The 22,483-nt window shown below is 64.5% G+C and carries 19 protein-coding genes; 7 read left to right on the top strand and 12 right to left on the bottom strand.

Features of this window, described 5'->3' with window-relative positions; all coding sequences use genetic code 11:
- Positions 1 to 54: 54 nt before the first annotated feature.
- Positions 55 to 1,293: a cystathionine gamma-synthase family protein gene (locus C0V76_RS00205; RefSeq protein ID WP_101940357.1), complete on the top strand. Its 1,239-nt coding sequence runs from the start codon at positions 55 to 57 to the stop codon at positions 1,291 to 1,293.
- A gap of 104 nt (positions 1,294 to 1,397) precedes the next feature.
- Here C0V76_RS00205 and C0V76_RS00200 read toward each other — a convergent pair whose 3' ends face one another.
- The 3 genes from C0V76_RS00200 to C0V76_RS00190 form a co-directional block, all read right to left on the bottom strand.
- The gene (locus C0V76_RS00200; protein ID WP_101940356.1) at positions 1,398 to 1,835 is read right to left on the bottom strand and encodes a carboxymuconolactone decarboxylase family protein; all 438 of its coding nucleotides are present in this window, start codon (positions 1,833 to 1,835) and stop codon (positions 1,398 to 1,400) included.
- Positions 1,777 to 2,232, bottom strand: a complete 456-nt coding sequence (locus C0V76_RS00195; RefSeq protein WP_101940355.1) for a MerR family transcriptional regulator — start codon at positions 2,230 to 2,232, stop codon at positions 1,777 to 1,779. The genes C0V76_RS00200 and C0V76_RS00195 overlap by 59 nt, the downstream gene beginning before the upstream one ends.
- Positions 2,233 to 2,315: 83 nt before the next feature.
- A complete protein-coding gene (locus tag C0V76_RS00190) occupies positions 2,316 to 2,591 on the bottom strand; it encodes a metal/formaldehyde-sensitive transcriptional repressor (protein ID WP_101940354.1) in 276 nt (91 codons plus the stop codon).
- A gap of 54 nt (positions 2,592 to 2,645) precedes the next feature.
- Here C0V76_RS00190 and dmeF point away from each other — a divergent pair, with 54 nt between their 5' ends.
- The 3 genes from dmeF (at position 2,646) to C0V76_RS00175 (ending at position 6,281) form a co-directional block, all read left to right on the top strand.
- Positions 2,646 to 3,596 carry a CDF family Co(II)/Ni(II) efflux transporter DmeF gene (gene dmeF, locus C0V76_RS00185; protein WP_101940353.1) on the top strand — a complete coding sequence of 317 codons (951 nt, stop codon included), beginning with the start codon at positions 2,646 to 2,648 and terminating at the stop codon, positions 3,594 to 3,596.
- A 67-nt stretch (positions 3,597 to 3,663) separates the two neighbouring features.
- On the top strand, positions 3,664 to 5,193 hold the full coding sequence (locus C0V76_RS00180) for a phytase (protein ID WP_101940352.1): 1,530 nt from the start codon (positions 3,664 to 3,666) through the stop codon (positions 5,191 to 5,193).
- A 104-nt stretch (positions 5,194 to 5,297) separates the two neighbouring features.
- Positions 5,298 to 6,281 (top strand): bile acid:sodium symporter family protein, encoded by a 984-nt coding sequence (locus tag C0V76_RS00175; RefSeq protein ID WP_101940351.1) that lies wholly within the window; start codon positions 5,298 to 5,300, stop codon positions 6,279 to 6,281.
- Here the strand turns inward: C0V76_RS00175 and C0V76_RS00170 are convergent, their stop codons facing one another.
- From C0V76_RS00170 to C0V76_RS00145, 6 genes are all read right to left on the bottom strand, one after another.
- On the bottom strand, positions 6,282 to 7,265 hold the full coding sequence (locus C0V76_RS00170; protein WP_101940350.1) for a magnesium transporter CorA family protein: 984 nt from the start codon (positions 7,263 to 7,265) through the stop codon (positions 6,282 to 6,284). It abuts the gene before it with no gap.
- 61 nt (positions 7,266 to 7,326) lie between these two features.
- On the bottom strand, positions 7,327 to 8,157 hold the full coding sequence (locus C0V76_RS00165; protein ID WP_101940349.1) for a YdiY family protein: 831 nt from the start codon (positions 8,155 to 8,157) through the stop codon (positions 7,327 to 7,329).
- A 114-nt stretch (positions 8,158 to 8,271) separates the two neighbouring features.
- Positions 8,272 to 10,869, bottom strand: a complete 2,598-nt coding sequence (locus C0V76_RS00160; RefSeq protein ID WP_101940982.1) for a DNA topoisomerase III — start codon at positions 10,867 to 10,869, stop codon at positions 8,272 to 8,274.
- Positions 10,870 to 10,989: 120 nt separating this feature from the next.
- Complete coding sequence (locus C0V76_RS00155) at positions 10,990 to 11,472, bottom strand: DUF494 family protein (RefSeq protein ID WP_101940348.1); 483 nt, start codon at positions 11,470 to 11,472, stop codon at positions 10,990 to 10,992.
- 37 nt (positions 11,473 to 11,509) lie between these two features.
- On the bottom strand, positions 11,510 to 12,595 hold the full coding sequence (gene dprA, locus C0V76_RS00150) for a DNA-processing protein DprA (RefSeq protein WP_101940347.1): 1,086 nt from the start codon (positions 12,593 to 12,595) through the stop codon (positions 11,510 to 11,512).
- 4 nt (positions 12,596 to 12,599) lie between these two features.
- A complete protein-coding gene (locus tag C0V76_RS00145) occupies positions 12,600 to 13,649 on the bottom strand; it encodes a LysM peptidoglycan-binding domain-containing protein (protein WP_101940346.1) in 1,050 nt (349 codons plus the stop codon).
- A gap of 187 nt (positions 13,650 to 13,836) precedes the next feature.
- Here C0V76_RS00145 and def point away from each other — a divergent pair, with 187 nt between their 5' ends.
- The 3 genes from def to htpX all read left to right on the top strand — a co-directional run bounded on the left by def (position 13,837) and on the right by htpX (position 16,306).
- Complete coding sequence (def, locus tag C0V76_RS00140) at positions 13,837 to 14,340, top strand: peptide deformylase (protein WP_101940345.1); 504 nt, start codon at positions 13,837 to 13,839, stop codon at positions 14,338 to 14,340.
- A 109-nt stretch (positions 14,341 to 14,449) separates the two neighbouring features.
- Positions 14,450 to 15,382: a methionyl-tRNA formyltransferase gene (gene fmt / locus C0V76_RS00135; protein WP_101940344.1), complete on the top strand. Its 933-nt coding sequence runs from the start codon at positions 14,450 to 14,452 to the stop codon at positions 15,380 to 15,382.
- Positions 15,383 to 15,466: 84 nt separating this feature from the next.
- Positions 15,467 to 16,306 (top strand): zinc metalloprotease HtpX, encoded by an 840-nt coding sequence (htpX, locus tag C0V76_RS00130; RefSeq protein ID WP_101940343.1) that lies wholly within the window; start codon positions 15,467 to 15,469, stop codon positions 16,304 to 16,306.
- Between the two features lie 105 nt (positions 16,307 to 16,411).
- Here the strand turns inward: htpX and C0V76_RS00125 are convergent, their stop codons facing one another.
- Genes C0V76_RS00125 through C0V76_RS00115 form a run of 3 tightly spaced genes read right to left on the bottom strand, consistent with a single transcriptional unit; the run spans position 16,412 to position 22,407 of the window.
- On the bottom strand, positions 16,412 to 19,672 hold the full coding sequence (locus tag C0V76_RS00125; RefSeq protein WP_101940342.1) for a DEAD/DEAH box helicase: 3,261 nt from the start codon (positions 19,670 to 19,672) through the stop codon (positions 16,412 to 16,414).
- Between the two features lie 30 nt (positions 19,673 to 19,702).
- Entirely contained in the window at positions 19,703 to 20,518 is an 816-nt protein-coding gene (locus C0V76_RS00120) for a DUF429 domain-containing protein (protein ID WP_101940341.1), read from the bottom strand.
- Positions 20,515 to 22,407: an MFS transporter gene (locus C0V76_RS00115; protein ID WP_101940340.1), complete on the bottom strand. Its 1,893-nt coding sequence runs from the start codon at positions 22,405 to 22,407 to the stop codon at positions 20,515 to 20,517. The genes C0V76_RS00120 and C0V76_RS00115 overlap by 4 nt, the downstream gene beginning before the upstream one ends.
- Positions 22,408 to 22,483 lie beyond the last annotated feature (76 nt).

Here is a 22,483-nt window from a genome sequence, read left to right as displayed (position 1 = left end):
CCCTGCCTTGACGGACAATGGCGGTTGTTTCGCCATGTTGAACGAGGTTTCCAGATGAAGGCCAAGGGTTTCACCACCGCCATCCTCCACAGTGATCGCGCCGGCGGTATCGAGCATGGCTCACTGCACAAGCCGGTGCACAACTCGATCACTTTCGAGCATGCCAGCGCTGCCGATATTGCCGCCGTGTTCCAGGGCAAGCAGGCCGGCTTCACTTACGGTCGTCAGATCAACCCGACCGTGGTGGCGTTGGAGAAGAAACTCAGCCTGATGGAAGACGGGCTCGCTACCTGTTGCTTCGCCACCGGCATGGCGGCCATCAGCGCCACCTTCCTGGCGCTGCTGAAGGCAGGAGATCATCTGGTGTCGAGCGCATTCCTGTTCGGCAACACCAACAGTGTCTTCAATACCTTCAAGAACTTTGGCATCGAGGTCACTTTCGTCGATGCCACCGATGCGCAGAATGTTGAGGCCGCACTGCAGCCGAACACCCGCGCAGTTTTTGTTGAAACCATTGCCAACCCCTGTACCCAGATCGCCGATCTGGCCGCCATCGGCCAGCTCTGTGCGGCGCGCGGCCTGCTCTACGTGGTCGACAACACCATGACTTCGCCATGGAACTTCCGCCCCAAGGCAGTGGGTGCGCATCTGGTGATCAATTCACTGTCGAAATACATCTGCGGCCATGGCAACGCTTTGGGCGGTTCGGTGACTGAGACCGGCCTGTTCGACTGGAGCCGCTTCCCCAACCTGATCGAAGGCTACAAGACCGGCGCGGCCAGCAACTGGGGCCTCACCCAGATCAAAAAGAAGGGCCTGCGTGACATGGGCGCCACGCTGGCGCCGGAAGCCGCGCACCACATCGCCATCGGCGCCGAAACCCTGCCTCTGCGCCAGCAGCGTGCGGCTGACAACGCTGCCCGGCTCGCTGCCTGGTTTGCCGCGCAACCGGCGATTGCCAGGGTTTTCCATCCGAGCCTGGCGAGTCATCCGCAGCACGCGCGCGCCCGCGAACTGTTCCGCAACTTCGGTGGCCTGATGGCCATCGAGCTGAAGCCGGAAGTGGATTGCTTCAAGTTCCTCGATGCGCTGGAGCTGGCCGTGCTGGCCAGCAATCTGGGCGACAACCGCACGCTGGTGATTCCGGTGGCGCACACCATCTACGCCGAGATGGGGCCGGTGCGCCGTGCCGAGATGGGGATTGCTGACGGCACGGTGCGCATCTCGGTCGGTATCGAGGATGCCGACGATCTCATTGCCGACTTCGAGCAGGCGCTGGCCAAGGCCGGGTGATTGTCCGCGCGGGCCGGTTCCGGCCGGACCGCAGCGCAATCTGTCTCTGACAGCATGCGGCGATTGAGCCTGCTGGTTCCCCCCGTGCTTGGCCGGCGAGGGCTTCAGGCAGGCATGCTGCAGGGGGCCGGCGGAGGCGCTGGCCGGCAATGCGCTTCGTGCTCCGTTTCCGCAAACACTTCCTGGGCGGCGAACAGGCCATTCAACGCAGCCGGAAAGCCGGCGTAGACGCTCATCATCATGATGGTCTCAATGATCTGCTCGCGGCTGCAGCCGACATTGAGTGCCGCGTGGATATGCACCTTGAGTTGCGGTTTTGCATTGCCGAGCGCCGTCAGGGCAGCGACTACACCTATCTCGCGAGACTTCAGATCGAGGCCGGGGCGGCTGTAGATGTCGCCAAAGGCAAAGGACACCAGCAGGCGGGCGAAATCCGGCGCGATGTCCTGAAGTGCGGCGATCACCTTCTCGCCGGCCTGACCATCAACTTCGGCGAGTTTTGCGAGGCCGTTCTGGAAGCGGGTTTCTTCGTGATTCAGCATGTTTGATCTCCGTGTTTGCTGCATTCATGGAGATGCGCAGGGCGTCGTGATACCCGTCCACCTTGTCGGCCAGAAAACCCGCCAGAGCCTGCAGGCGGGCGATTTCCTCGCGGACGTGAGCAAGCTGGGCTTCCATCATCGCGCAGCGTTCGGCCTGCGTGCTGCTGCCTTCTCGTCGTAATCCGGCGTAGCGCAGCATTTCGGTGATGGACATGCCAGTTTGACGCAGGCGCATCAGGAAGCGCAGCCAGTCCAGATCAGCTGCCGTGTAGCGTCGTCGCCCGCCGGCATCCCGCGCTACGTTCTGAATCAGGCCGATCCGCTCGTAGTAGCGCAGGGTGTGGGGGCTCAGACCGGTGCTCGCGGCGAGCTGCTGAATGCTGAGTTGCGTATCCATGGCGGCATTCTCGAAGTTTGAGTGCACTCGAAGTCAAGCACGCCGTGCTGCCCGGTGGCAAGGCGGCCAGCGCCAGGCCGGGCTTAGCGGAGATACGAGCGCAGGGCGGCAACGACCTGCTCGACATCCTGCGTGCGCTCTTCGGGCGTGGCTTCCGGATCCCCCAGATGCTCGCGGATGTGGCCTTCCAGCACCTGGTTCATCAGTCCGGCTACCGCACCGCGCACAGCCGCGATCTGCTGCAGTACGGCCGCACAGTCGCCACCTGCATCGAGCGTGGTTTCCAGCGAGCGCAACTGGCCCTGGATACGGCGTACGCGGGTCAGCAGGGGTTTGCGATCACGGATGGTATGGGCCATGGCAGGTCTCGGGTTTATACTGGGGGGGAGTATATACACCGAGCACAAACAATCATGCAATCGCGCCCTTCCGCTCATCACTGCCTGCAAGCGGGCCAGTTCGATGCCGGCAATCCGCTCGCCGAGCGCAAGACGCGCTGGGCGGTAATCCTCACCGCCGTGATGATGGTGGCCGAGATCGCCGGCGGCTGGTATTTCAACTCGATGGCGCTGCTGGCCGATGGCTGGCACATGAGCTCGCATGCGCTGGCCCTGGGGCTGTCGCTGCTGGCGTATGCGCTGGCGCGGCGCTATGCGGCGGATGCGCGTTTTTCTTTCGGCGCCTGGAAATTCGAGGTGTTGGGCGGCTACACCAGCGCCCTGTGCCTGGTCGGCGTGGCGCTGCTGATGGTATGGGAGTCGGCCCAGCGCCTGTTTTCCCCGCTGCCGATCCGCTATGACGAAGCCATGCTGATCGCAGCCATCGGGCTGGGCGTGAATCTCGTCTGCGCCTGGCTGCTGCACGATTCGCACGGGCACGGGCACGATCATGAGCACGAACATCATCATGATCACGCACACGACCATCATCACCACGACCTGAACCTGCGTGCGGCCTATCTGCATGTGCTGGCCGATGCGGCCACCTCGGTCGCTGCCATCATCGCCCTGTTCGCCGGTAAGTTGTGGGGTGCGGACTGGCTCGATCCGCTGATGGGCATTGCCGGCGCGCTGCTGGTCGGCAAATGGGCCATCGGCCTGCTGACCCAGACCGGCCGCGTGCTGCTGGATGCGGAGATGGATGCGCCGGTGGTGGAGGAAATTCGCGAGGTGATCGCTGCCAGCCCGGTGCCGGCCACGATTCGCGATCTGCATGTGTGGCGCGTGGGCAAGGGCAGCTATGCGGTGATCCTGAGCCTGACGGCGAGTGAGCCGGTGAGTGCGGAGTACTTCCGCGCCCAGCTGGCGATCCATGAAGAGCTGGTGCACATCACCGTCGAGCTGGAGCCACAGCCTGTCGTGTAATCCGATTGTCATCCTGCGGTAATCCGCCGGCAGCAGACTGCGGGCCTTTCTACGAGGCCCGAAGTTCATGAAATATTCCCTTGCGGCAGGATCCTGCCTGCTGCTCGCCAGTCTGCTGACCGCTTGCGGTGGTGCCGGCTCCAGCGAGTCAGCCACGCCCTCCTCTTCTTCCAGCGCTACCAGCAGCCTTGCTTCTTCCGCGGCCAGCGTCAGCAGCAGTGCCTCAAGCGCCAGTGCGGCGAGCAGTGTGGGGGCTTCGTCGGCATCCAGTTACAGCGTGGCCGCGCTGAGCTTTGATCTGGAAACCGAAAACATGGCTGCCGCGAGCGGTGATGTCGATGATCCTGCAATCTGGGTACATCCCACGGATCGCAGCAAGAGCCTGGTGGTGGCCGCAGTCAAGGATGGCGGCCTGAGGGTTTATGACCTGCAAGGCCGGGCGGTGCAGAGCATCGCTGCCAGCATCCTGGTGCATGACACGGCCGGCAAGAGCCGCTTCAACAATGTCGACGTGGTCTATGGCTTCAAGCTGGCCGACGGCACGACGGTCGATCTGGCGGTGGCCAGCGATCGTGGCCAGGATCTGATCCGGGTCTGGAAGATTGATGGCGACAGCGCCGCTCCGCTTACCGACATCACTTCGGCCACGCCTTTGCGCCTGTTCCCACTGGTGCCCGCGACTGGCAGCGAGGCGGACAGCAGCGCGGATGTGTCGATCAAGGTTTCCAAGCAGAACACGGTGTATGGTCTGACCCACTGGAGCGACAGCGCGAGTGGCAAGCACTATGTGCTGGTGAATCAGCGCAAGCAGGCGCGGGTGCAGCAGTTCGAGCTGGTGGCCGAGGTGGGCGGTACGGTCAACGTGGCAGCCGTGAGCGGACGTGACTGGCGCTTCCCCTATACCTACAAGGGCCAGAGCCTGCTGGAAACGAGCGACACTGATGCCTCGCGCGATTGGAGTCCGCAGTTTGAAGGCATGGTGGTGGATCAGCGCAACGGCATCCTCTACGCGGGCCAGGAAGACGTGGGGATCTGGCGCATCAATCTGAAGACCGGCGAGAAACTCGATAGCACGGCGCCTTTCTACGAGACCCGAGGCAGCGGTGTGGCGAGCTATGTGGACGGGACCAGCAGCGTCAAACACAGCTTCTTCAACCCGGAGAGCCGCATCTCGCGCGATCTGGAAGGCCTCAGCATCTACTACGGCCCGGACGGTGGTGGCTATCTGATCGCCTCCAGCCAGGGCGGCGCGCATGGCACCGGTGCAACCCTGGCTGATGCGCCGTATGACGACAGCTTCGTAGTACTCACGCTCGACGGCAGCAAGACGCCGGTCTTCAAGGGCGGCTTCCGCATCAGCAAGGGCGCGGCCGGGCAGCTCGATGGGGTGCAGGAGTGTGATGGCGCGGACGTGATTGCGCTGCAGCTGCCGGGCTATCCCTATGGCGTGTTCATCAGCCAGGACGGCTATAACGACGACCTGGACAATCTGAGCGATGTGACTCACCAGACCAATCTGAAGTACACCTCCTGGGAAAAGATCGCCACCGCGCTCGGGCTGGCTAAATACGACAGCTTCGATCCGCGCAAATTCTGAGCATGTGAGCGCCGGCCCGCTGGCCGGGCTGGCGCTCAGGCGGGTTTCTGAGAGGGCGGCTAGGCGCGTTAAACTCGGGGTTTCCCTGAATCACCCGTTGCCCGATGTTCGCGTTGCTTCGACGTTTTGGCCTGGATGGCTTCATCCTTGCCCTGCTGGCTTCTGCATTGTTTGCCGCTGTGTGGCCAGAGCTTGGCCGCAGCGGCGGTCTGCTCCATCTGGACTGGTATGCCAGCTGGGGGGTGGCCGTCGTTTTCCTGCTCTACGGTTTGGGCCTGTCGCCAGCGCGGATGCGCGCAGGCTTGCTCAACTGGCGCCTGCACTGCGTGGTGCAGGGCGCTACCTTCATCCTCTTTCCGCTGTTGGGGCTGCTGCTGGATGCCATGCTCGGCAAGTTGTTTGCCGCGCCGCTGGCGCTGGGTCTGTTCTACCTGTGCGCCCTACCCTCCACCGTGTCGTCTTCGGTCACGATGACCTCCATCGCCCATGGCAACGTGCCCGGTGCGATCTTCAATGCCAGCCTGTCCAGCCTGATCGGGGTGTTCATCACGCCGCTGTGGGTGAATGCCTATCTGAAGACCCAGGGCGCCGGCCTGCCGCTCGGGCCGGTAATCGGCAAGATCGTGCTGATGGTAGTTGTGCCCATCGTGCTCGGCCAGTTGCTGCGACCCCTGCTGCTGCGCCAGCTGGAGCGGGCTGCGCCGGTGACGCGCTGGCTGGACCGCGCCACCATCGTCGCCATCGTGGCCAACTCCTTTGCCGATTCGGTGCACGAAGGCGTGTGGGCGCAGCAAGGCATCCTGACCCTGCTGGCGATCGCAGCCATCGCGGTTGTCCTGTTCTGGGGCGTAATGGGCCTTCTGGCGCTGTTGTGCGACCGGCTCGGTTTTTCGCGTGAGGACCGTATCGCAGCCCAGTTCTGCGGCTCCAAGAAATCGCTTGCGGCCGGGGTGCCGATGGCCGGCATCATGTTTGCCGGCAATCCGGCGCTGGGCCTGATCATCGCGCCGATCATGATCTTCCACCTGTTGCAGCTGGTGATGGTGAGTGTGCTGGCGCGGCGCTGGGGCCAGCAGCACAAGGCCTGACTATCGACGCAGCCGGCGTGGCCAAGGCAGCCAGTTCCAGCCGAGGCCGTGTCCGCTGGCGAGCTGCACGATGAGGCGAAGGCCCAGCCAGCCGGCCAGCGCCATGCCGATCACCAGCAGGCCGTAGGACAGGCGCCAGTCCAGGCCGGCGGTCCACACGCTGAACTCGGACATGCCACCGATGCTGGCGACCAGATTCAGCGGCAGGAAGATCACGCTGATCAGGGTCAGGTTCTTCAGCAGGGTGTTGACGTTGTTGTTGATGATCGCGCCACGCGCATCCATCAGGCCGGACAGCACGCTCGAATAGATCGCCGCCTGGCGCGCGCACTGCTGCATGTCCAGCACCGTGTCATGCAGCATCTCGGTCTGCACGGGATTCAGCTCAAGGCGATGGGTGGCGCTGCGCAGCTTGGCCAGCACCGCTGCGTTGGCTTCGATGCCGTCCACGTAGTAGATCAGGCTCTCGGAGAGGGCCAGCATCTGCAGGTAGTAGCGGTTCTCCATCGACACGCTGATCTTGCTGCCCAGCTCGGCGTTGATCTGCTTGATGACTTTCAGGTGGCCCAGATAGTGGTGCACCGTGTGCAGCAGCAGCTTGAGCAGGAAATCGCTGAGGCTGTGGATGCCGCGGAATTCGCGCTCCGAGAAGTCCGGCTCGCCTTCGGCGGTGACCAGCACCACCGCATCGGGGCGCACGAAGATGCCCACCGAGGCCACGTCGAAGCGCAACTGGGCGCCGATCGAAACGTTCTTGGGGCGCTTCCAGATGATGTTGGCGGCGCCTTGCGCACCGAACTCGACACGCGGGATCTCTTCCGGGTCCAGTGCGGCGTCGAGATCGTAATCATCGAGCCCGAGCGTGCTGCGCAACTCCTCGCGCTCGGCGCGATCCGGCGCGGCGTAGACACGGATCGGCGCTGCGGCCGGATCGCCCTCGGCTTGCTGGATGGTGCCGGCCTGCAGGTTGAAGCAACGTTTCATGGCGGGGTCCGGGAATGGATCTGCCCGAGTATAGGGGCTGGCCTGGCGGCGGCGATGCCATTTAGAAGCCGGCGGTGATCCCTGTGAACACGATGGTGTCGAGATTGGTTGCGTCGCCGCGCACCTTCTCGCGGTATTTCTGCAGCATCGCGACCTGCAGGCCCAGTGTCGAATTGATCCGTGTCGACAGGGCGCCCTGCATGGCGAAACGGGTGCCGCCGCTGACCGAGTCCGGATACACCACCAGGCGATGGGTGAAGCGCGAGTGCTCGGAAATGTCGTAGCGCAGCTCGGAGCCGAGCAGGCCTTCGATGCCGCGCGAGGCCTCCTCGCCACGATAACGCTCTTCACTGTAGGCAATACCGGTGTAGGCGTTGAAGCTCAGGGTGTCCGAGGCAAAGAGATGCGAGCCTAGGCCACCGCCCGCGCTGCCGCGCGACTGGAGCTCCTGCACGCCATCGCGTTCGGCACCTAGCGCCAGGTAGCCGAACATGTCCTGACCGAAGCTGCGTTCGCTGCGGAAATCAGCGTTGATGTTGTCGGTATCGCGTTCACCGTTCTCGGTGCCGCGTACCGCGATCACGTTGGCGAGCAGGCGGCGGTTGGCGGTTGTCCGCACCGCATCGAGGGTCATCGAACCCTGGCTGGAGTTCGTGGAGCCTTGCTGCAGGGTGATGCCGAGGCCGAAGGAGCCGTTCCACTTGTCCGAAGGCGCATCGATTTCCGGCGCCCGGGCAAGGTTGTTGAAGAGCGGATCCTTTACTTGCGATGGCAGGGGTGGTGGTGGCGCGGGGGGGGGCGACTCGGTTTCTTCAGGGGCCTGGGCGAGGGCTCCGGTGCTGGCCAGCAGGCACAGCAGGGGCAGGATGTTGCGATACAGCGGGCTGGACATGGATCGTTCGGGAGAGTTGAAGCTGGTGTGAGTGTGCCTCGTGGCAGGAGTTCCGTGCCGGAATGAAAAAGGCCTGCTTGCGCAGGCCTTGGGCCGGACGCTGCAGGCGCCGGTTCAGCTGGCAGCCTTGCGGGTGCGGGTTGTCTTGGTCGCTGCCGGTTTCTTGGCGACCTTGGCCTTGGCTGCGGGGGCCGCTGCCGTTGCCTCTTCGCCCTCGGTCACCGCGACGGCCTTGGCTGCACCCGCCTTGGGAGCCTTGGGGGCACGTGGCTCGAATTCGAAGCCGACCTTGCCGGCCTTGGCATCCCACACCAGCATGGCCGAGAACTTGCGATGCGTACGTGAAGATACGAACAGGCGCAGCAGATCCGTCTTGCCGGTGGTGAGCAGTTTCTGCATCTGCTCGATTTCGATCGGCTGCTGCAGGATCACCTTGCCGGAGCGGAAGTCGCAGCTCTTTTCGGGGCCAACAGCCTTCTCGCAGACATAGGTGGTGCCGTGTTCATACACGCCACTGGCACACTTGGGGCAGCTGCCGAGGCTGGTCTGGGCCGAGAAGTCCGGCGCTTCGGCGGCTTCACCGTCACGTGGCTGACCGAAGTCGAACTCGGGCAGTTTGTCGTCATTGAGGCGAATTTCGGCGTTGAAGGCACGCCCCATCTTGTTGCGGAAGCCCAGCAGCGGGCCGACGCGGCCGGTGGTGAGCAAGGTTTCGATCTCGTGCGGTTCGAACTGGCGACCGGCGACGATCTTCCACAGCGAGTAGTCGCAATCTGAGCACTGGAATTTCTTGTAGTTCTCGCGGATCAGGCCGCCGCATTTGGGGCAAGGGGCTTCGAGAATGCCGAAGTCGCCGGGGATGGTGTCTGAATCGTAGGTCTTGGCGCGTTCCACGATCTCGCGCGTCATGGCCTCGATGTGGCCCATGAATTCGGCACGCGTGAGCAGGCCCTTCTCCATCTGCGCCAGCTTGTATTCCCACTCGCCGGTCAGCTCGGCGGAAGACAGCTCGGTGATCCCCAGACCCTTGAGCAGGGTGATCAGGGAGAAGGCCTTGGCGGTCGGGATCAGCTCGCGGCCTTCACGCAGCATGTAGGTTTCGGCGATCAGGTTCTCGATGATCTGGGCGCGGGTGGCCGGCGTACCGAGGCCACGGCCGCCCATCGCAGCGCGCAACTCTTCATCGTCGACCAGTTTGCCTGCGCCTTCCATGGCGGAGAGCAGGGTGGCTTCGTTGTAGCGTGCGGGCGGCTTGGTGACGCTGGCCTTGACGTGAATTTCTTCGGTTGTCGAGCCTTCGCCAGCCTGTACCGGCACCAGCGAGCCGGTTGCCTCTTCGCCCTCGATCGCGGCTTCCTTGCCATAGATGGCCAGCCAGCCAGCGTTCACGAGAACCTTGCCCTCGGTCTTGAAGGCCTCGTTCTCGACGCGGGTGATGCGGGTGGTGATCTGGTATTCAGCGGCCGGGAAGAATACGGCGAGGAAACGCTTGGTGACCAGGTCGTAGATCTTGTACTCGGCTTCGCTCAGGCTCTTCGGCGCGGTACCGGTCGGCACGATGGCAAAGTGGTCCGAGATCTTGGCATTGTTGAATATGCGCTTGTTCGGCTTGACCCAGCCACGCTTGATGATTTGGGTGGCAAAACCGATGTACTCGTCCGGCAGCGCACCGAGAATGCCTGGTACGGTCGCCACGTAGTCTTCAGGCAGGGCGCGCGAATCGGTCCGCGGATAGGTCAGCACCTTGTGCTTTTCGTACAGGGCCTGGGCCAGCTGCAGGGTGGTGCGGGCTGAGAAGCCGAAACGGCCGTTGGCCTCGCGCTGCAAGGAGGTCAGGTCGAAGAGTAGAGGCGAGAGCTGAGTCGAAGGCTTGGACTCCTCCTCAACCTTGCCCGGCTTGCCGGCGCATTTGGTGCGGATGGCGTCGGCCTTGGCCTTGTCCCAGATGCGCGGCGCGGTGGCGTGCTCGTCATCCTCCGGCTTCTTGAAGTTTTCGTCGAACCAGCGGCCGGCATATTCGCCAGCGGAGACGCCGAACGTGGCTTCGACTTCCCAGTAATCGCGCGACTTGAAGGCGCGGATGCGTTCTTCGCGTTCGACTACGATGGCCAGCGTCGGCGTCTGTACCCGGCCCACGGTGGTCAGATGGAAGCCGCCGCTCTTGGAGTTGAAGGCGGTCATGGCGCGGGTGCCATTGATGCCGATCAGCCAGTCACTCTCGGCGCGGCACATTGCCGCTTCGCGCAAGCCACTCATCTCGTTGGCCGTGCGCAGACGCTGGAAGCCGTCGCGAATAGCCTGTGCGGTCATGCTTTGCAGCCACAGGCGCTGTACCGGCTTCGCGGTGCCGGCGTGCTGGGCTACATAAGTAAAGATCAGCTCACCTTCGCGCCCCGCGTCACAGGCGTTGATCAGGCCGCTCACGTCCTTGCGCTTGATCAGCTTGGTCAGGAGGCGCAGGCGTTCAGCACTCTTCTCGATCGGGTTCAGTGCGAAGTGTGGCGGGATCATCGGCAGGTGGGTGAAGCTCCACTTACCGCGCTTGACCTCGAATTCCTCCGGCACAGCCAGCTCAAGCAGGTGGCCGACGGCTGAGGACAATACGTAGTCATCGCTCTCGAAATAGTCGCCCTGGCGGGTAAAGCCGCCCAGCGCCCGGGCAATATCCTGAGCAACAGAGGGTTTTTCGGCGATGATGAGTTGTTTGGTCATGGTGGCCTGGACAGGCAAAAAAACGCGGCTGTAAAGCCGCGGTTGTTGAAACTGCTCTGGATGATAGAAGTGCTGCGCCCGGCGGCGCAAGTTTTCCCGCTGAAAGCCGGCTCTTGGCTTTCAGTGCACGGCTACCGTGGTTTGCCACTCATCCTCGACGGTTTCGACTTCGTCGGTGAGCAGCTCATCGAGAATCAGGGCGTCGACACTGGCACGCTCCTGCCACAGCACCATCAGCACGATGACCTTGAACTGGGACAGGCCGATCTCTGCCTCAGGCAGCGCCATGGCTCGTTCAATGGCCATTTCGCGCCTGCGCATATCGAGCACGCCGGCACTTTCAAGGAAGCTCATGAAGCCGCGGCTGGCAACGTCCAGGCGGGCGCTTTCCGCTTCGGTGAAGATGCGCATCGAACCGCTGGCCGGTTTGGGGGCCGCCTGACTGGCGACCAGGCGCAGGCCGCTGAGCCATTCGACCGCTTCGGCGATGTCGCCTTCTTCAAAACCGACGGCAGTGAGTTTGCGGGTCAGTTGCTCCGGCTCTTCCGGGCAGGCATCCGCGTAGCCATAAGTCTCGAACAGATAAACCAGAATGTCGATCATGGCAGCTCCTGCTTGTGTGCCGCCAAACGGCGCGGCACTAGGTGATTCTTTGGAACCGGCCCCCGGCCAAGCGCGCAATGCGTCCGTCGAGTTCCAGTGTGGTCAGGATGGCGAAGAGCGCATCCGGCGTCAAGCCCGCCCGAGTGCCTAGTGTGTCCGGATCGACCGGATCAAAGCCCATCTGACCGAGCAAGCCGAGCTCCTCCGCGTCAGCGCTTGCCTGGGATACCACCGGGGCGATGTGGGCGTTGTGGGCCCAGTCGAGCTCTTCGAGCACATCCTGGGCGCTTTCGACCAGCTTGGCGCCCTGCTTGATCAGGCGATGGCAGCCACGCGCCTGCGGTGAATGGATCGAGCCGGGAATCGCAAACACATCACGCCCCTGTTCGATCGCCGTGCGGGCGGTGATCAGCGAACCGGAATCCACCGCCGCTTCCACCACCAGCACACCGCGCGCGAGGCCAGAAATGATGCGGTTGCGGCGAGGGAAGTTGTAGGGTGTCGGTGGCGTGCCGAGCGGGAATTCCGAAATCACCAGGCCATTCTCGGCAATGCGCCGGGCAAGCGCGGCATTGCGTGCCGGGTAGATCCGGTCGGCTCCGGTGCCGATCACCGCGATGGTGCTGCCGGCGGCTTTCAGCGCGCCGCGATGGGCTGCCGCATCGACCCCCAGCGCAAGGCCGCTAATCACGGTAAGGTTGGCGGCCGCAAAGGCTTCCGCGAAGGCCTCAGCATTGGCTTCACCCTGCGGTGTGGCAGCACGTGCGCCAACCATGGCGATGGCTGGCTGCTGCAGCAATTCGACGCGTCCCTTGGCGTAGAGAAGGCTGGGAGGGTCGGCGATCTGCAGCAGCGCCTGGGGATAGGTGGCGTCGCCAAGAGTCAGGATGGCATTGCCAGGCTCATTAGCCCAGACCAGTGCGGTTTCGACCAGGGCGCTGTTGTCGTGGGTACGGAGGGCGGTGGCAAGCTTCTCACCGATCACCTGCGCCAAAGAAAACTGCCCGGCGGCAAAGATCCGCTCGGGCAGTCCGAAGGTAGCCAGCAGCTCTCGCTGCCGTTCCGGGCCGATGCCCGGAATCAGGCACAGGCGCAGCCAGTAGCGCAGGTCGCTGGCGCTCAATGCGTCAAGGCGCGCTGACCTTGTCGCCGACCTTGACCGGGCCGGTGGCGTCCATTACCAGGGCGTAGGAAAGCCGATTGAAGGTGCGGAACACATAGGCCAGGCCGATGCGGGAGTCCGGCAGATTGACCTTCTGCGAGCTGCGCAGGCTTTCCAGATAGGTGACCGTGCCGTTCACCCGCGTCAGTGCAACCAGATGGCCAGGTTCCATGCCTTGATCACGGCCGGCGGCGATAGCGATGACCGAACCACGGCCTGCGTCGCTTACGCCATCGTAAATGGAGGCTACGGAAGTCTGCAGAGAGGCTGCTGGCGGGTGCGGCGGTGCTGCCATCAAGCTCGTCTTGGATGAGGGCTCCAGGCGATTGCCAGCAATCACTTCACTGACCGAGTCGGTCAGTGCCAGTTCGGCGACCTTGCCGTTGGCTTCGGGCTGCACCACGCGGGCCTTGGCAACCAGTTTGGCTTCATGGCCCAGCACGGCACCCGAGTACGGATCCTTGATCGGCTGGGCGCGGCGATAAATGTCCCATGCGTCGATGCCGGGCGTGAGGTTGCGGGCGTAAGTGGTGTCACCACGTGCGCCGACAATCACACGGCTTTCCTGGTTGGCGACGATGGTTGGCAGCGCGGGATTGTCACCATACTCGTCGACCAGCGGTTCGACGAGGAAGGCACGGATGGCTTCCAGCGGGATGCTGGCGATCGGGGAAAGAGCGTCTTTGGAATACACCTGAGGTGACAGGCGGTCCCCCCCGGTCACCTGACCATCGACTGACTTGCCGATCGAGAGAGTGCCGTTGGCACGATCCAGCACTACCACCTGACCCGGATAGATCAGGTGCGGATTGCGGATCTGCTCCTGGTTCATCTTCCAGACTTCCGGCCAGCGCCAAGGCTGCTTGAGGAACATGCCGGAGATACCCCACAGGGTGTCACCCTGTTTGACCGTATAGCTGTCTGGCGCACTATCGGCGATCGGCGAATTGTCGGCGGCACCGGCGTAAGCGGTGGCCATGGCCACGATCAGTGCGAGAAGCGATTTTCTGAGCATTGCGAACCCCGTAAATGGTTGGTCGCGGCGCGGAGTCGTTCCGGAAACGCTAAACTCCTCGCCTTGTTAGGCGTGCAGGCTGCTTTGCAGCCGGCCTATTCATTACTTGACCAGACGCTGCAGATATTCAAGTTTTGCGTTAGATTCTGCATGTAGCTCACTCATCCAGCAAGGGTTTTTCAGACAAATGGCGCTGCTGCCCATCCTCCGCTATCCCGATCCCAAACTGCATACCAAGGCCAAACCGGTGGCTGTTGTGGACGAGCGTATCCGCAAGCTGGTGCGTGACATGGCTGAGACCATGTACGAGGCACCGGGCATTGGCCTGGCCGCCACCCAGGTTGATGTGCATGAACGCGTCATCGTCATTGATGTCTCTGAAGACAGAAGTGGCCTGCTGGCCCTGATCAACCCGGAAATCATTGCGCGCGATGGCGAGCAGACCTGCGAAGAAGGTTGTTTGTCGGTGCCAGGCATCTATGACACGGTGACTCGGTCCGAGCATGTGACGGTACGTGCCCTGAACGAGAAGGGCGAGCGGATCGAGTTCGAGGCCGATGGCTTGCTCGCCGTATGTGTGCAGCACGAGATGGATCACCTCGAAGGCAAGGTTTTCGTCGAATATCTCTCGCCTCTCAAGCAGAACCGCATCAAGACCAAACTTGCCAAGAAGGCACGCATTACGGCTTGATGCACAGGACTGAGCCATACGCGTGCTGAGCGCTCGGTGAGCACTTCCTACCGACACTGTCGGTGCATGTTTGCCCGGTCCTCAATCCTCAGTCTTCGCAACCCAGAAAATGAAAATCGCCTTCGCCGGAACCCCGGAATTTGCCGCCGTCGCCTTGCGCGCCATCCTTGCCGCAGGTTTTGAAGTGCCGCTGGTGCTGACCCAGCCGGATCGCCCGGCCGGGCGCGGCATGCAGCTGCAACCCTCGGCGGTCAAATCGGTCGCGCTGAAACACGGCATTCCGCTCGACCAGCCCGAAAAGCTGCGCACGCCCGAGCAGCAGGCTGCGCTCGCTGCCTGTGGCGCCGACGTGCTGGTCGTGGCCGCCTACGGCCTGATCCTGCCGCAAATGGTGCTGGATCTGCCGCGCCTGGGCTGCCTGAACATCCACGGCTCACTGCTGCCGCGCTGGCGTGGTGCAGCACCGATTCACCGCGCCATCGAAGCGGGCGACGCCGAGACCGGCATCACCATCATGCAGATGGAAGCCGGGCTGGACACCGGCCCGATGCTGTTGAAGCAATCGCTACCAATCCTGTCCGCCGACACCACCGCCAGCCTGCACGACAAGCTTGCTGCACTGGGCGGCGAGATGATCGTCGCGGCGCTGCGGGCGCTCGAAAATGGTCCCTTGCCGGCAACGGTCCAGCCTGAAGACGGCGTCACCTACGCCCACAAGATCGACAAGGCCGAGAGCCAGCTCGATTTCCGCCAGCCCGCCGCTGTGCTGGCGCGCAAGCTGCGCGCATTCGACCCCTTTCCCGGTGGCGCGGCGAACATCGCCGGCACGCCGCTCAAGCTGTGGGCAGGTGAAGCAATGCCGGGTTCTGGCGAACCCGGCACGGTGCTGAGCGCAGATGCAAACGGTGTTGTGGTGGCCTGTAGCGAAGGCGCCTTGCGCCTGACCGTGCTGCAGAAGCCGGGCAGCAAACGCCTGCCGGCCGGGGATTTTCTGCGCGGTTTTGCGCTGACAGCCGGTGCCCGCTTCGATCTGCCCGCCTGAACCAGGATTGAATCTTTTTTCCTGACCCCCATCTAAGCTTCGCGTGCATGAGCACGGTTTATCTCTGGAAGGCAGGTTAAGACAATGTTCAACTGGCTCAAGACTTCGATCCTGATGGCGGGCATCGTGGCCTTGTTCGGCGTGGTCGGCGCGATGATCGGCGGCAAGCAGGGCATGATCCTGGCGCTACTCTTCGGCGGCGCGATGAACGTGTTCTCCTACTGGTTCTCGGACAAGATGGTGCTGCGCATGTACAACGCGCAGGAAGTCGACGAGGCCAGCTCGCCCTACCTCTACAACATGGTCAGGCAGCTCGCTCAGCGCGCCCAGTTGCCGATGCCCAAGGTGTACATCATTGATGAGCACCAGCCCAACGCCTTCGCCACCGGCCGTAATCCGGAAAACGCTGCCGTGGCGGCCACCACCGGCATCCTGCAGATGCTCACCGAGCGCGAACTGCGTGGCGTGATGGCGCACGAGCTGGCCCATGTGAAACACCGCGACATCCTGATCTCGACGATCTCGGCCACCATGGCCGGCGCGATCTCGGCGCTCGCCAATTTCGCGATGTTCTTCGGCGGGCGCGATGAGAATGGCCGCCCGGCCAATCCGATTGCCAGCATCGCCGTCGCCTTGCTTGCTCCGCTGGCCGCCAGCCTGATCCAGATGGCGATTTCTCGGGCGCGTGAATACGAAGCCGATGCGGGCGGTGCTCAGTTCTGCGGTGACCCGGATGCGCTGGCCGACGCGCTGCAGAAGATCGACTACTACGCGCGCGGCATTCCGATGCCGGTGGCGGACGAGCATCCGGCCACGGCGCAGATGATGATCATGAACCCGCTTTCGGGCGGTGGCTTGGCCGGGCTCTTCTCGACCCACCCGCCTACCGAAGAGCGCATTCGTCGCCTGCGTGCGATGCGCTAAAGTAGCAGGGCCGCTGTAGGGCGGACTTCAGTCCGCCACCACGTCCCGCGTGCGGCTGAAGCCGCACCTACGAAATCCAAAGCCCGGCCTCGCGCCGGGCTTTATTCATTCCGGCAAGGGTGCAAAGAGCTCGGCGATGTCGGCTTCGCTAAACTTCAGCTCGCCCTCCGCATCGCCACTGAGCACCGCAGCGGCCAGCGCGGATTTCTTCTCTTGCAGGGCGACGATGCGCTCCTCAATGCTGCCGGCGGCGATCAGCTTGTAGACGAAGACGGACTTGCTCTGGCCGATGCGATGCGCGCGGTCGGTGGCCTGATCCTCGGCCGCCGGGTTCCACCACGGGTCGAAGTGGATCACGGTATCTGCGGCAGTGAGGTTGAGCCCCACGCCGCCGGCCTTCAGGCTGATCAGGAACAGCGGCACCTGCCCGCTCTGGAAGGCTTCCACGGCTTCCTGGCGTTTGCGCGTCTGGCCGGTGAGCTTCACGTAGCCGATGGCGGCCTGCTTCAGCTCGGCTTCGATCAGGCTCAGCATGCTGGTGAATTGCGAGAACAGCAGCACGCGGCGGCCTTCCTCGATCAGCTCGGGCAGCATCTCCATCAAGAGATCGAGCTTGGCGCGCTCCTTAACTCGCGTGGCGCTGGGCATGTCCAGCAGGCGCGCATCGCAGCACACCTGACGCAGCTTGAGCAGCGCATCGAGAATCACGATCTGGCTGCGCTTGAAACCCTTGTCGGCGACCACGGCGCGCACCTTCTCGTCCATCGCCGCGCGCACGGTTTCGTAGAGATCGCGCTGGCTGCCGGCCAGCTCCACCGTGCGCAGCACGATGTTCTTGGGCGGCAATTCGCTGGCCACGTCTTCCTTGCGACGCCTCAGGATGAAGGGCTTTACGCGGCGTGAGAGCAGCTCGCGGCGCAGGCTGTCGCCATTCTTTTCAATCGGGGTACGCCAGCGCCGGGTGAAATCGCGGTTGTCACCGAGAAAGCCCGGCAGCAGGAAATCGAACTGGCTCCACAGCTCGCCGAGGTGGTTCTCCATCGGCGTGCCGGTGAGGCACAGGCGGTGCCGCGCATCGAGCTCGCGCACCGTGGCGGCGGCCTTGCTGGCGGCGTTCTTCACGGTCTGCGCCTCATCGAGAATCAGCAGGTGGTAGCTGTGCGCCTTGAGCTGCTCGGCGTCGCGCCACACCAGCGGATAGGTGGTGAGCACCACATCATGCTGGCCAATCGCCGCGAAATCGCGCTGCGGGCCGTGCAGAGCCAGCACGCGCAAGGCCGGCGCGATATGCGCAGCTTCGCGCTGCCAGTTGAAGACCAGCGAGGTCGGCAGCACCACTAGCGCCGGGCGTTCCAGACGGCCAGCCTGCTTCTCGGTGAGCAGGTGGGCGAGGGTCTGGGCGGTCTTACCGAGGCCCATGTCGTCGGCGAGGATGCCGGCCAGATCGAGCGCGCGCAGCTGCTGCAGCCAGGCCAGACCCTCAAGCTGATAGGGGCGCAGCTGCAGGCCCATGCCGGGGGGCTGGGCCACCGGTGCGGGACGGGCCAGTTCGTGCAGACGCTGGCGGGCGACCTGCAGCGCCCGCAGGCCGTCCTGCGAGCGGGGCGGCGGAACCTCGCTGAGCCGGGCGGCGTCCAGTGGTGAGAGGCGCAGCCGGGCGCTGCCGTCGAAGAGATCGAGGAAGGCCCGCAGCACCGGGCGGATGCGCGCCACCGGCAGGCTCACGCGCTGGCCTTCATCCAGCGTGAGTTGCAGGCGGGCGTCGTCCGCGAGCTTGTCCAGCCCGCCGGCACGGCTCACCGCCGGATGCTCCAGCAGGCCCGCCAGCAAGGGCGCCAGCTCGACGCGCCGCCCTTCCAGCTCGAAGCCCAGACTCACTTCCAGCCAGCCGTTTTCGCCGGGTTCGATGTCGCTGAAGAAGTCGTCGATCTCGACGATGTGGTGGCGGAAATCTGCGGTCAGCTCCAGTGCCCAGCCGGCGGCGCGCAAGGCCGGTGCGAGCCGGCTCATCCAGTGCTGCCAGTCCTCTGCGGCGGCGAGTGCGAAGAGGTTCTTTTCGGTGGGCTGGGACCAGTACTGGAACAGGCCCCGCGGGAGCGCCTCGAAACCGAGGCGCGCCAACAACTCCAGCGCGCGCAGCTCGGCGGCGGTATCGCGCACGAGGCGCACGGTTTCACTGCCCAGCACGCGGAACTCGCGCGTGTCGTCCAGCGCCACCTCGATGCCGGCGTAGTCGAAAGCGGGCTGGGCGAAATCCAGCCAGTCGCGGAACAGCGGCGGGTACTGGCGCCAGCGCTTGGCGGTGTCGACCATGCGGCTGTAGAGGCGCAGGCGTGGCTGCGGTGCCACGCGCACTTCGCGCAAGGCCGTGGCGCGGCCCTGCGGGCGCGGCAAATCCGGCGCGAATTCGGCCAGCTCGCGTGCCACCACGGCTGCATCCACCGGGCGCAGGGGTGGGGCGCCGAGCAGGCGGCTGGCCTGCCGCGGTGGTAGGCCCAGTTCCAGCGGACCCGCGCTGTGCCCGGCTTCGTCCACATACCAGGGCGGCTCGGTAGGCAGCAGGCGCAGGCCGGCGAGCCCTTCGATCGCCGGATGCAGGCAGCCATCCTCGCGCATCTGCCAGCCCAGCCGCGCCGTGCGCGCCGGGCCTGGCTGCAGCGCGGCGAGCTGCAGGCTGCTGAAATGGCAGCGGCCGGTCGCGAGCAGACGCGGCAACACTTCTTCGACCTTGCAGCCATCGAGGCGCAGGCGCAGGTAGTAGCCTTCGCGGTCGCGCGTCAGCCACAGTGCCCGCAGAATGGCAATGTCATTGTCGTCCACAAAGGCCGGCGGCTGGATCAGGGCACGCTCGATGTTGCCCCACTCGGCCGGGCGCTCCGGCAGGCCGCCATTCAGCGCCGGGCGGATCTTGTACAGGCGCACCGTGAGCAGGCGCCCGTCCGGCGAGGCTTCAAGCAGGTAGAAGAGCTGCTCGCGGCTGCGCGTGGCCTCGCGCTTGGCGGGCGCTTCCACTTCTTCGCGGAAATCGCGCAGCCAAGCCAGTACGGCCGGGTCCGGCAGGGCCTTCTTCTCGCCGCGCTGATCGATGGCGGCCAGCAGGGTGGCGGCGCAGTGCTTGCAGGCGTTGCCGACCGGGCAGGTGCAGGAGGCGTTGAGCTGGGTGCCACGCTTGGCCGGATGGAACACGACACGCACCGTGTAAGGCCGCCGCTCGGTGCCCTGCACCAGCGCGCTGACCTCGAAATCACTCACATGCAGCTGGCTCACTGCGGCGATGTAGGCCTCGCCCTTGGCGAGTGCGTCCGCACCCAGGGTGCGCAGGATGTCATCACGGCTGAAGTGGCGGGCAGGAGCGCTGGCGTGCATGAAGCGGAAATTGCGGACAAAGGACCCAGTTTAGCGCGGGCAGCCGACGATCCAGCCCTCAAGCGGATCGACTCCCGCCGGCAGCCCGAAACCTTCGTCGCGCAGCAGCCAGGCGTGGGCGGCCTGCAGCAGGGCCAGTACGGCGTCGAGGCTGTCGCCGCTGGCGTCATCGAGCAGTTGCGCGGCCAGCGCGGAGGGCAGGTCCAGCACCGGCCCAGCCGCACCCGCGCACAGGCCGGCGATGATCTTTTCGCGCTCGGCACGGCGCTCCAGTGTCTGCTTCGCACGCTCGTCACTCTTGTAGGAGGCCTGCGTAAAGCGGCGCGCCAGCAGGGCCGGATAGGCTTCCAGGGCGAGGCGCTGCGGGTCGCCGGCGTGCAGGCCGGGAAGACTCAGGCCGGCGGAGAGCAGGCGTGGCGCGCCCTCGAAGAACATCAGGCCGACCGGCGGATTGACCAGCTTCATCGGGCTGTGCGAGCGGGCTGGCCCGTCACAGGCGCGGTGCAGGTAGCGGCTGCCCATCGGCCGGCCCTCACGCACTGCATCGAGCGCAGCCTTGAAGGCCGGCTTGCCGAGCGTGTGAATGTGCTGGATCAGCCCGGCCCAGTCCTGCGGCCAGCCGAGTTGCTCGACCAGCGCGCGCGGCAGACCGAAGGGGAAATCGAAGCCGCCGAGCCAGGGGCCGGGGCGGGCCAGCACCGCTTCAAAGCTGGCCCAGTCCGCGCAGGATTCGATGCCGGCGAGTTGCAAACCGTTTGCCCTCAGCTCGCCACGGGCCACGGTGATCGGCTTGCGGCGGCTGGGCGCGGAGGTGAAGTCCACGCCCAGCAGCAAGGGGGCCTTCATCTCCAGTCGCCGCGCAGCTCAAGGATGCGCTCGCGCAGCTCGACCGGCTTGAGCCCTTCCGGCGCCAGCACCTCGCCCACTACCAGCTCGACGCGATTGCGCAAGCCGCGCGGGAAGAGCTTGCTCATCGCACTGCCGTAGGCGCGCGAGAAATAGCCGCCCCACAGCCCGCGCAGGGCCATCGGAATCACCGGCACCGGGTTGCGGCGCAGGATCTTGTTGAGGCCGCCCTTGAAGGGGCCGATCTCGCCGTCGCGGGTGATCGTGCCTTCGGGGAAGATGAAGATCAGCTCGCCGGCGTCCAGCGCGCGGGCAATTTCTTCATAGGCGCGCTGCACCGATTCGCGGTCCTCCTGCGCGCTGGCCACCGGAATGCAGCGGCTGGCGCGGAACAGCCAGCGCACGAAGGGTGTGCGGTTGATCTGGTGATCGATCACGAAGCGCGGCTGGCGCGGCAGCACGCCCATCAGGATCACCGCATCGGCGAAGCTCACGTGGTTGCACACGGCGAGCGCCGGGCCGCTGGCCGGCACATTGGCGAGGCCGCTGGGGGCTACGCGGTAGATGCTGTGGGTCAGCGTCCACGCGATGCAGCGCAGATAGAACTCGGGCACGGCGCGGTAGATCAGGCCGGCAACCAGCAGATTCAGCAGCGCGCAAACCAGGAACAATTGCGGGATCGTGAGCCCGGCGGCGAGCAGCCCAGCCGTGATGCCGGCCGAGGCCACCATGAAAGCGGCATTCAGGATGTTGTTGGCGGCGATGATGCGCGAGCGTTCGGCCACATTCGAGCGGCTCTGCATCAGCGCATACAGTGGTACGGTGAAAAAGCCGCCACCGACGCCGATCATCACCATGTCGAGGAGGATGCGCCAGCTGGCGGGCTTGGCCAGGAAACCCGCCAGGGTGAGCGCTGCTGGCGTACCGGTGGGGCTGGCCAGCCACAGGTCGAAGGCAAACAGGCTGATGCACAGCGTGCCGAGCGGCACCAGGCCCAGCTCCACATGCTTGCCCGACATGCGCTCGCACAGGAAGGAGCCCGTCGCGATGCCGACGATGAAGGTACCCAGCAAGGTGGTAACCATCAGCTCATCGCCGCCCAGCACACCCTGCACATAAGGGGCGAACTCGGTCAGCAGCAGGGCGCCGAAGAACCAGAACCAAGAGATGCCCAGTAGCGCCATGAACACGGTCTTGTTGCGCGCGGCGAGCTTCAGGTTGCGCCAGGTTTCGGCGATGAAGTTGTGGCTCACCTTGAGCTCTGGCGCGGGTGAAGGCGCCGGCGGAATACGCCGGCTGGCCGCGTAACCCAGCCCCGCTACGATCACCGTGAGCACGCCGCACAGGTCCGCTCCGATCTGCGGAATGGCCATCAGCAGGCCGGAGAGCACGCTGCCGGCAAGGATCGCCACGAAGGTGCCGCTCTCCACCCAGGCATTGCCGGCGACAAGTTCGTCCGGATGCAGGTGCTGCGGCAGGATCGAATACTTGAGCGGGCCGAAGAAGGTGGAGTGCAAGCCCATCATGAACAGGGCGAAGAGCAGCAGCTCCACATGGCGGGTGAAGAAACCCACGCTGGCGACCACTGCGATACCGATCTCCACCGCCTTGATGATGCGGATCAGGCGGCTCTTGTCGTACTTGTCCGCCAGCTGGCCAGCCAGCGCCGAAAACAGGAAGAAGGGCAGTACGAATAGCCCCGCCGCCAGTTGCACCGCCACCGCCGGCGCCAGTCCGAGCACCTGGCCGGCCTGGAAGGTGATCAGCAGCAGCAGCGTGTTCTTGAACACGTTGTCATTGAACGCGCCACAGAACTGCGTGAGGAACAGCGGGCCGAATCGACGGGCGCCGAGAAGCTGCAGGGTGGAGCGGGAAGGTTCGATGGACATGCGCAGGGAGCCGGTCAGGATGCCGGGCGAGGATAACGCAGGCCAGAGCCCGCGGCGAGCCTCACAGCTGGCAGCA

It is taken from the genome of Uliginosibacterium sp. TH139 (genome assembly GCF_002855595.1).
In the GTDB taxonomy this organism is placed as follows: domain Bacteria; phylum Pseudomonadota; class Gammaproteobacteria; order Burkholderiales; family Rhodocyclaceae; genus Uliginosibacterium; species Uliginosibacterium aquaticum.
The sequence above is the reverse complement of the archived record's forward strand: the minus strand, read 5'-3'. Positions and strand labels throughout refer to the sequence as shown.

Excerpts from the sequence above, each read along its gene's own strand:
- C0V76_RS00205 (WP_101940357.1), top strand. The coding sequence starts at position 55 with ATGAAGGCCAAGGGTTTCACCACCGCCATCCTCCACAGTGATCGCGCC.
- C0V76_RS00200 (WP_101940356.1), bottom strand. The coding sequence starts at position 1,835 with ATGCTGAATCACGAAGAAACCCGCTTCCAGAACGGCCTCGCAAAACTC.
- C0V76_RS00195 (WP_101940355.1), bottom strand. The coding sequence starts at position 2,232 with ATGGATACGCAACTCAGCATTCAGCAGCTCGCCGCGAGCACCGGTCTG.
- C0V76_RS00190 (WP_101940354.1), bottom strand. The coding sequence starts at position 2,591 with ATGGCCCATACCATCCGTGATCGCAAACCCCTGCTGACCCGCGTACGC.
- dmeF (WP_101940353.1), top strand. The coding sequence starts at position 2,646 with ATGCAATCGCGCCCTTCCGCTCATCACTGCCTGCAAGCGGGCCAGTTC.
- C0V76_RS00180 (WP_101940352.1), top strand. The coding sequence starts at position 3,664 with ATGAAATATTCCCTTGCGGCAGGATCCTGCCTGCTGCTCGCCAGTCTG.
- C0V76_RS00175 (WP_101940351.1), top strand. The coding sequence starts at position 5,298 with ATGTTCGCGTTGCTTCGACGTTTTGGCCTGGATGGCTTCATCCTTGCC.
- C0V76_RS00170 (WP_101940350.1), bottom strand. The coding sequence starts at position 7,265 with ATGAAACGTTGCTTCAACCTGCAGGCCGGCACCATCCAGCAAGCCGAG.
- C0V76_RS00165 (WP_101940349.1), bottom strand. The coding sequence starts at position 8,157 with ATGTCCAGCCCGCTGTATCGCAACATCCTGCCCCTGCTGTGCCTGCTG.
- C0V76_RS00160 (WP_101940982.1), bottom strand. The coding sequence starts at position 10,869 with ATGACCAAACAACTCATCATCGCCGAAAAACCCTCTGTTGCTCAGGAT.
- C0V76_RS00155 (WP_101940348.1), bottom strand. The coding sequence starts at position 11,472 with ATGATCGACATTCTGGTTTATCTGTTCGAGACTTATGGCTACGCGGAT.
- C0V76_RS00145 (WP_101940346.1), bottom strand. The coding sequence starts at position 13,649 with ATGCTCAGAAAATCGCTTCTCGCACTGATCGTGGCCATGGCCACCGCT.
- def (WP_101940345.1), top strand. The coding sequence starts at position 13,837 with ATGGCGCTGCTGCCCATCCTCCGCTATCCCGATCCCAAACTGCATACC.
- fmt (WP_101940344.1), top strand. The coding sequence starts at position 14,450 with ATGAAAATCGCCTTCGCCGGAACCCCGGAATTTGCCGCCGTCGCCTTG.
- htpX (WP_101940343.1), top strand. The coding sequence starts at position 15,467 with ATGTTCAACTGGCTCAAGACTTCGATCCTGATGGCGGGCATCGTGGCC.
- C0V76_RS00125 (WP_101940342.1), bottom strand. The coding sequence starts at position 19,672 with ATGCACGCCAGCGCTCCTGCCCGCCACTTCAGCCGTGATGACATCCTG.
- C0V76_RS00120 (WP_101940341.1), bottom strand. The coding sequence starts at position 20,518 with ATGAAGGCCCCCTTGCTGCTGGGCGTGGACTTCACCTCCGCGCCCAGC.
- C0V76_RS00115 (WP_101940340.1), bottom strand. The coding sequence starts at position 22,407 with ATGTCCATCGAACCTTCCCGCTCCACCCTGCAGCTTCTCGGCGCCCGT.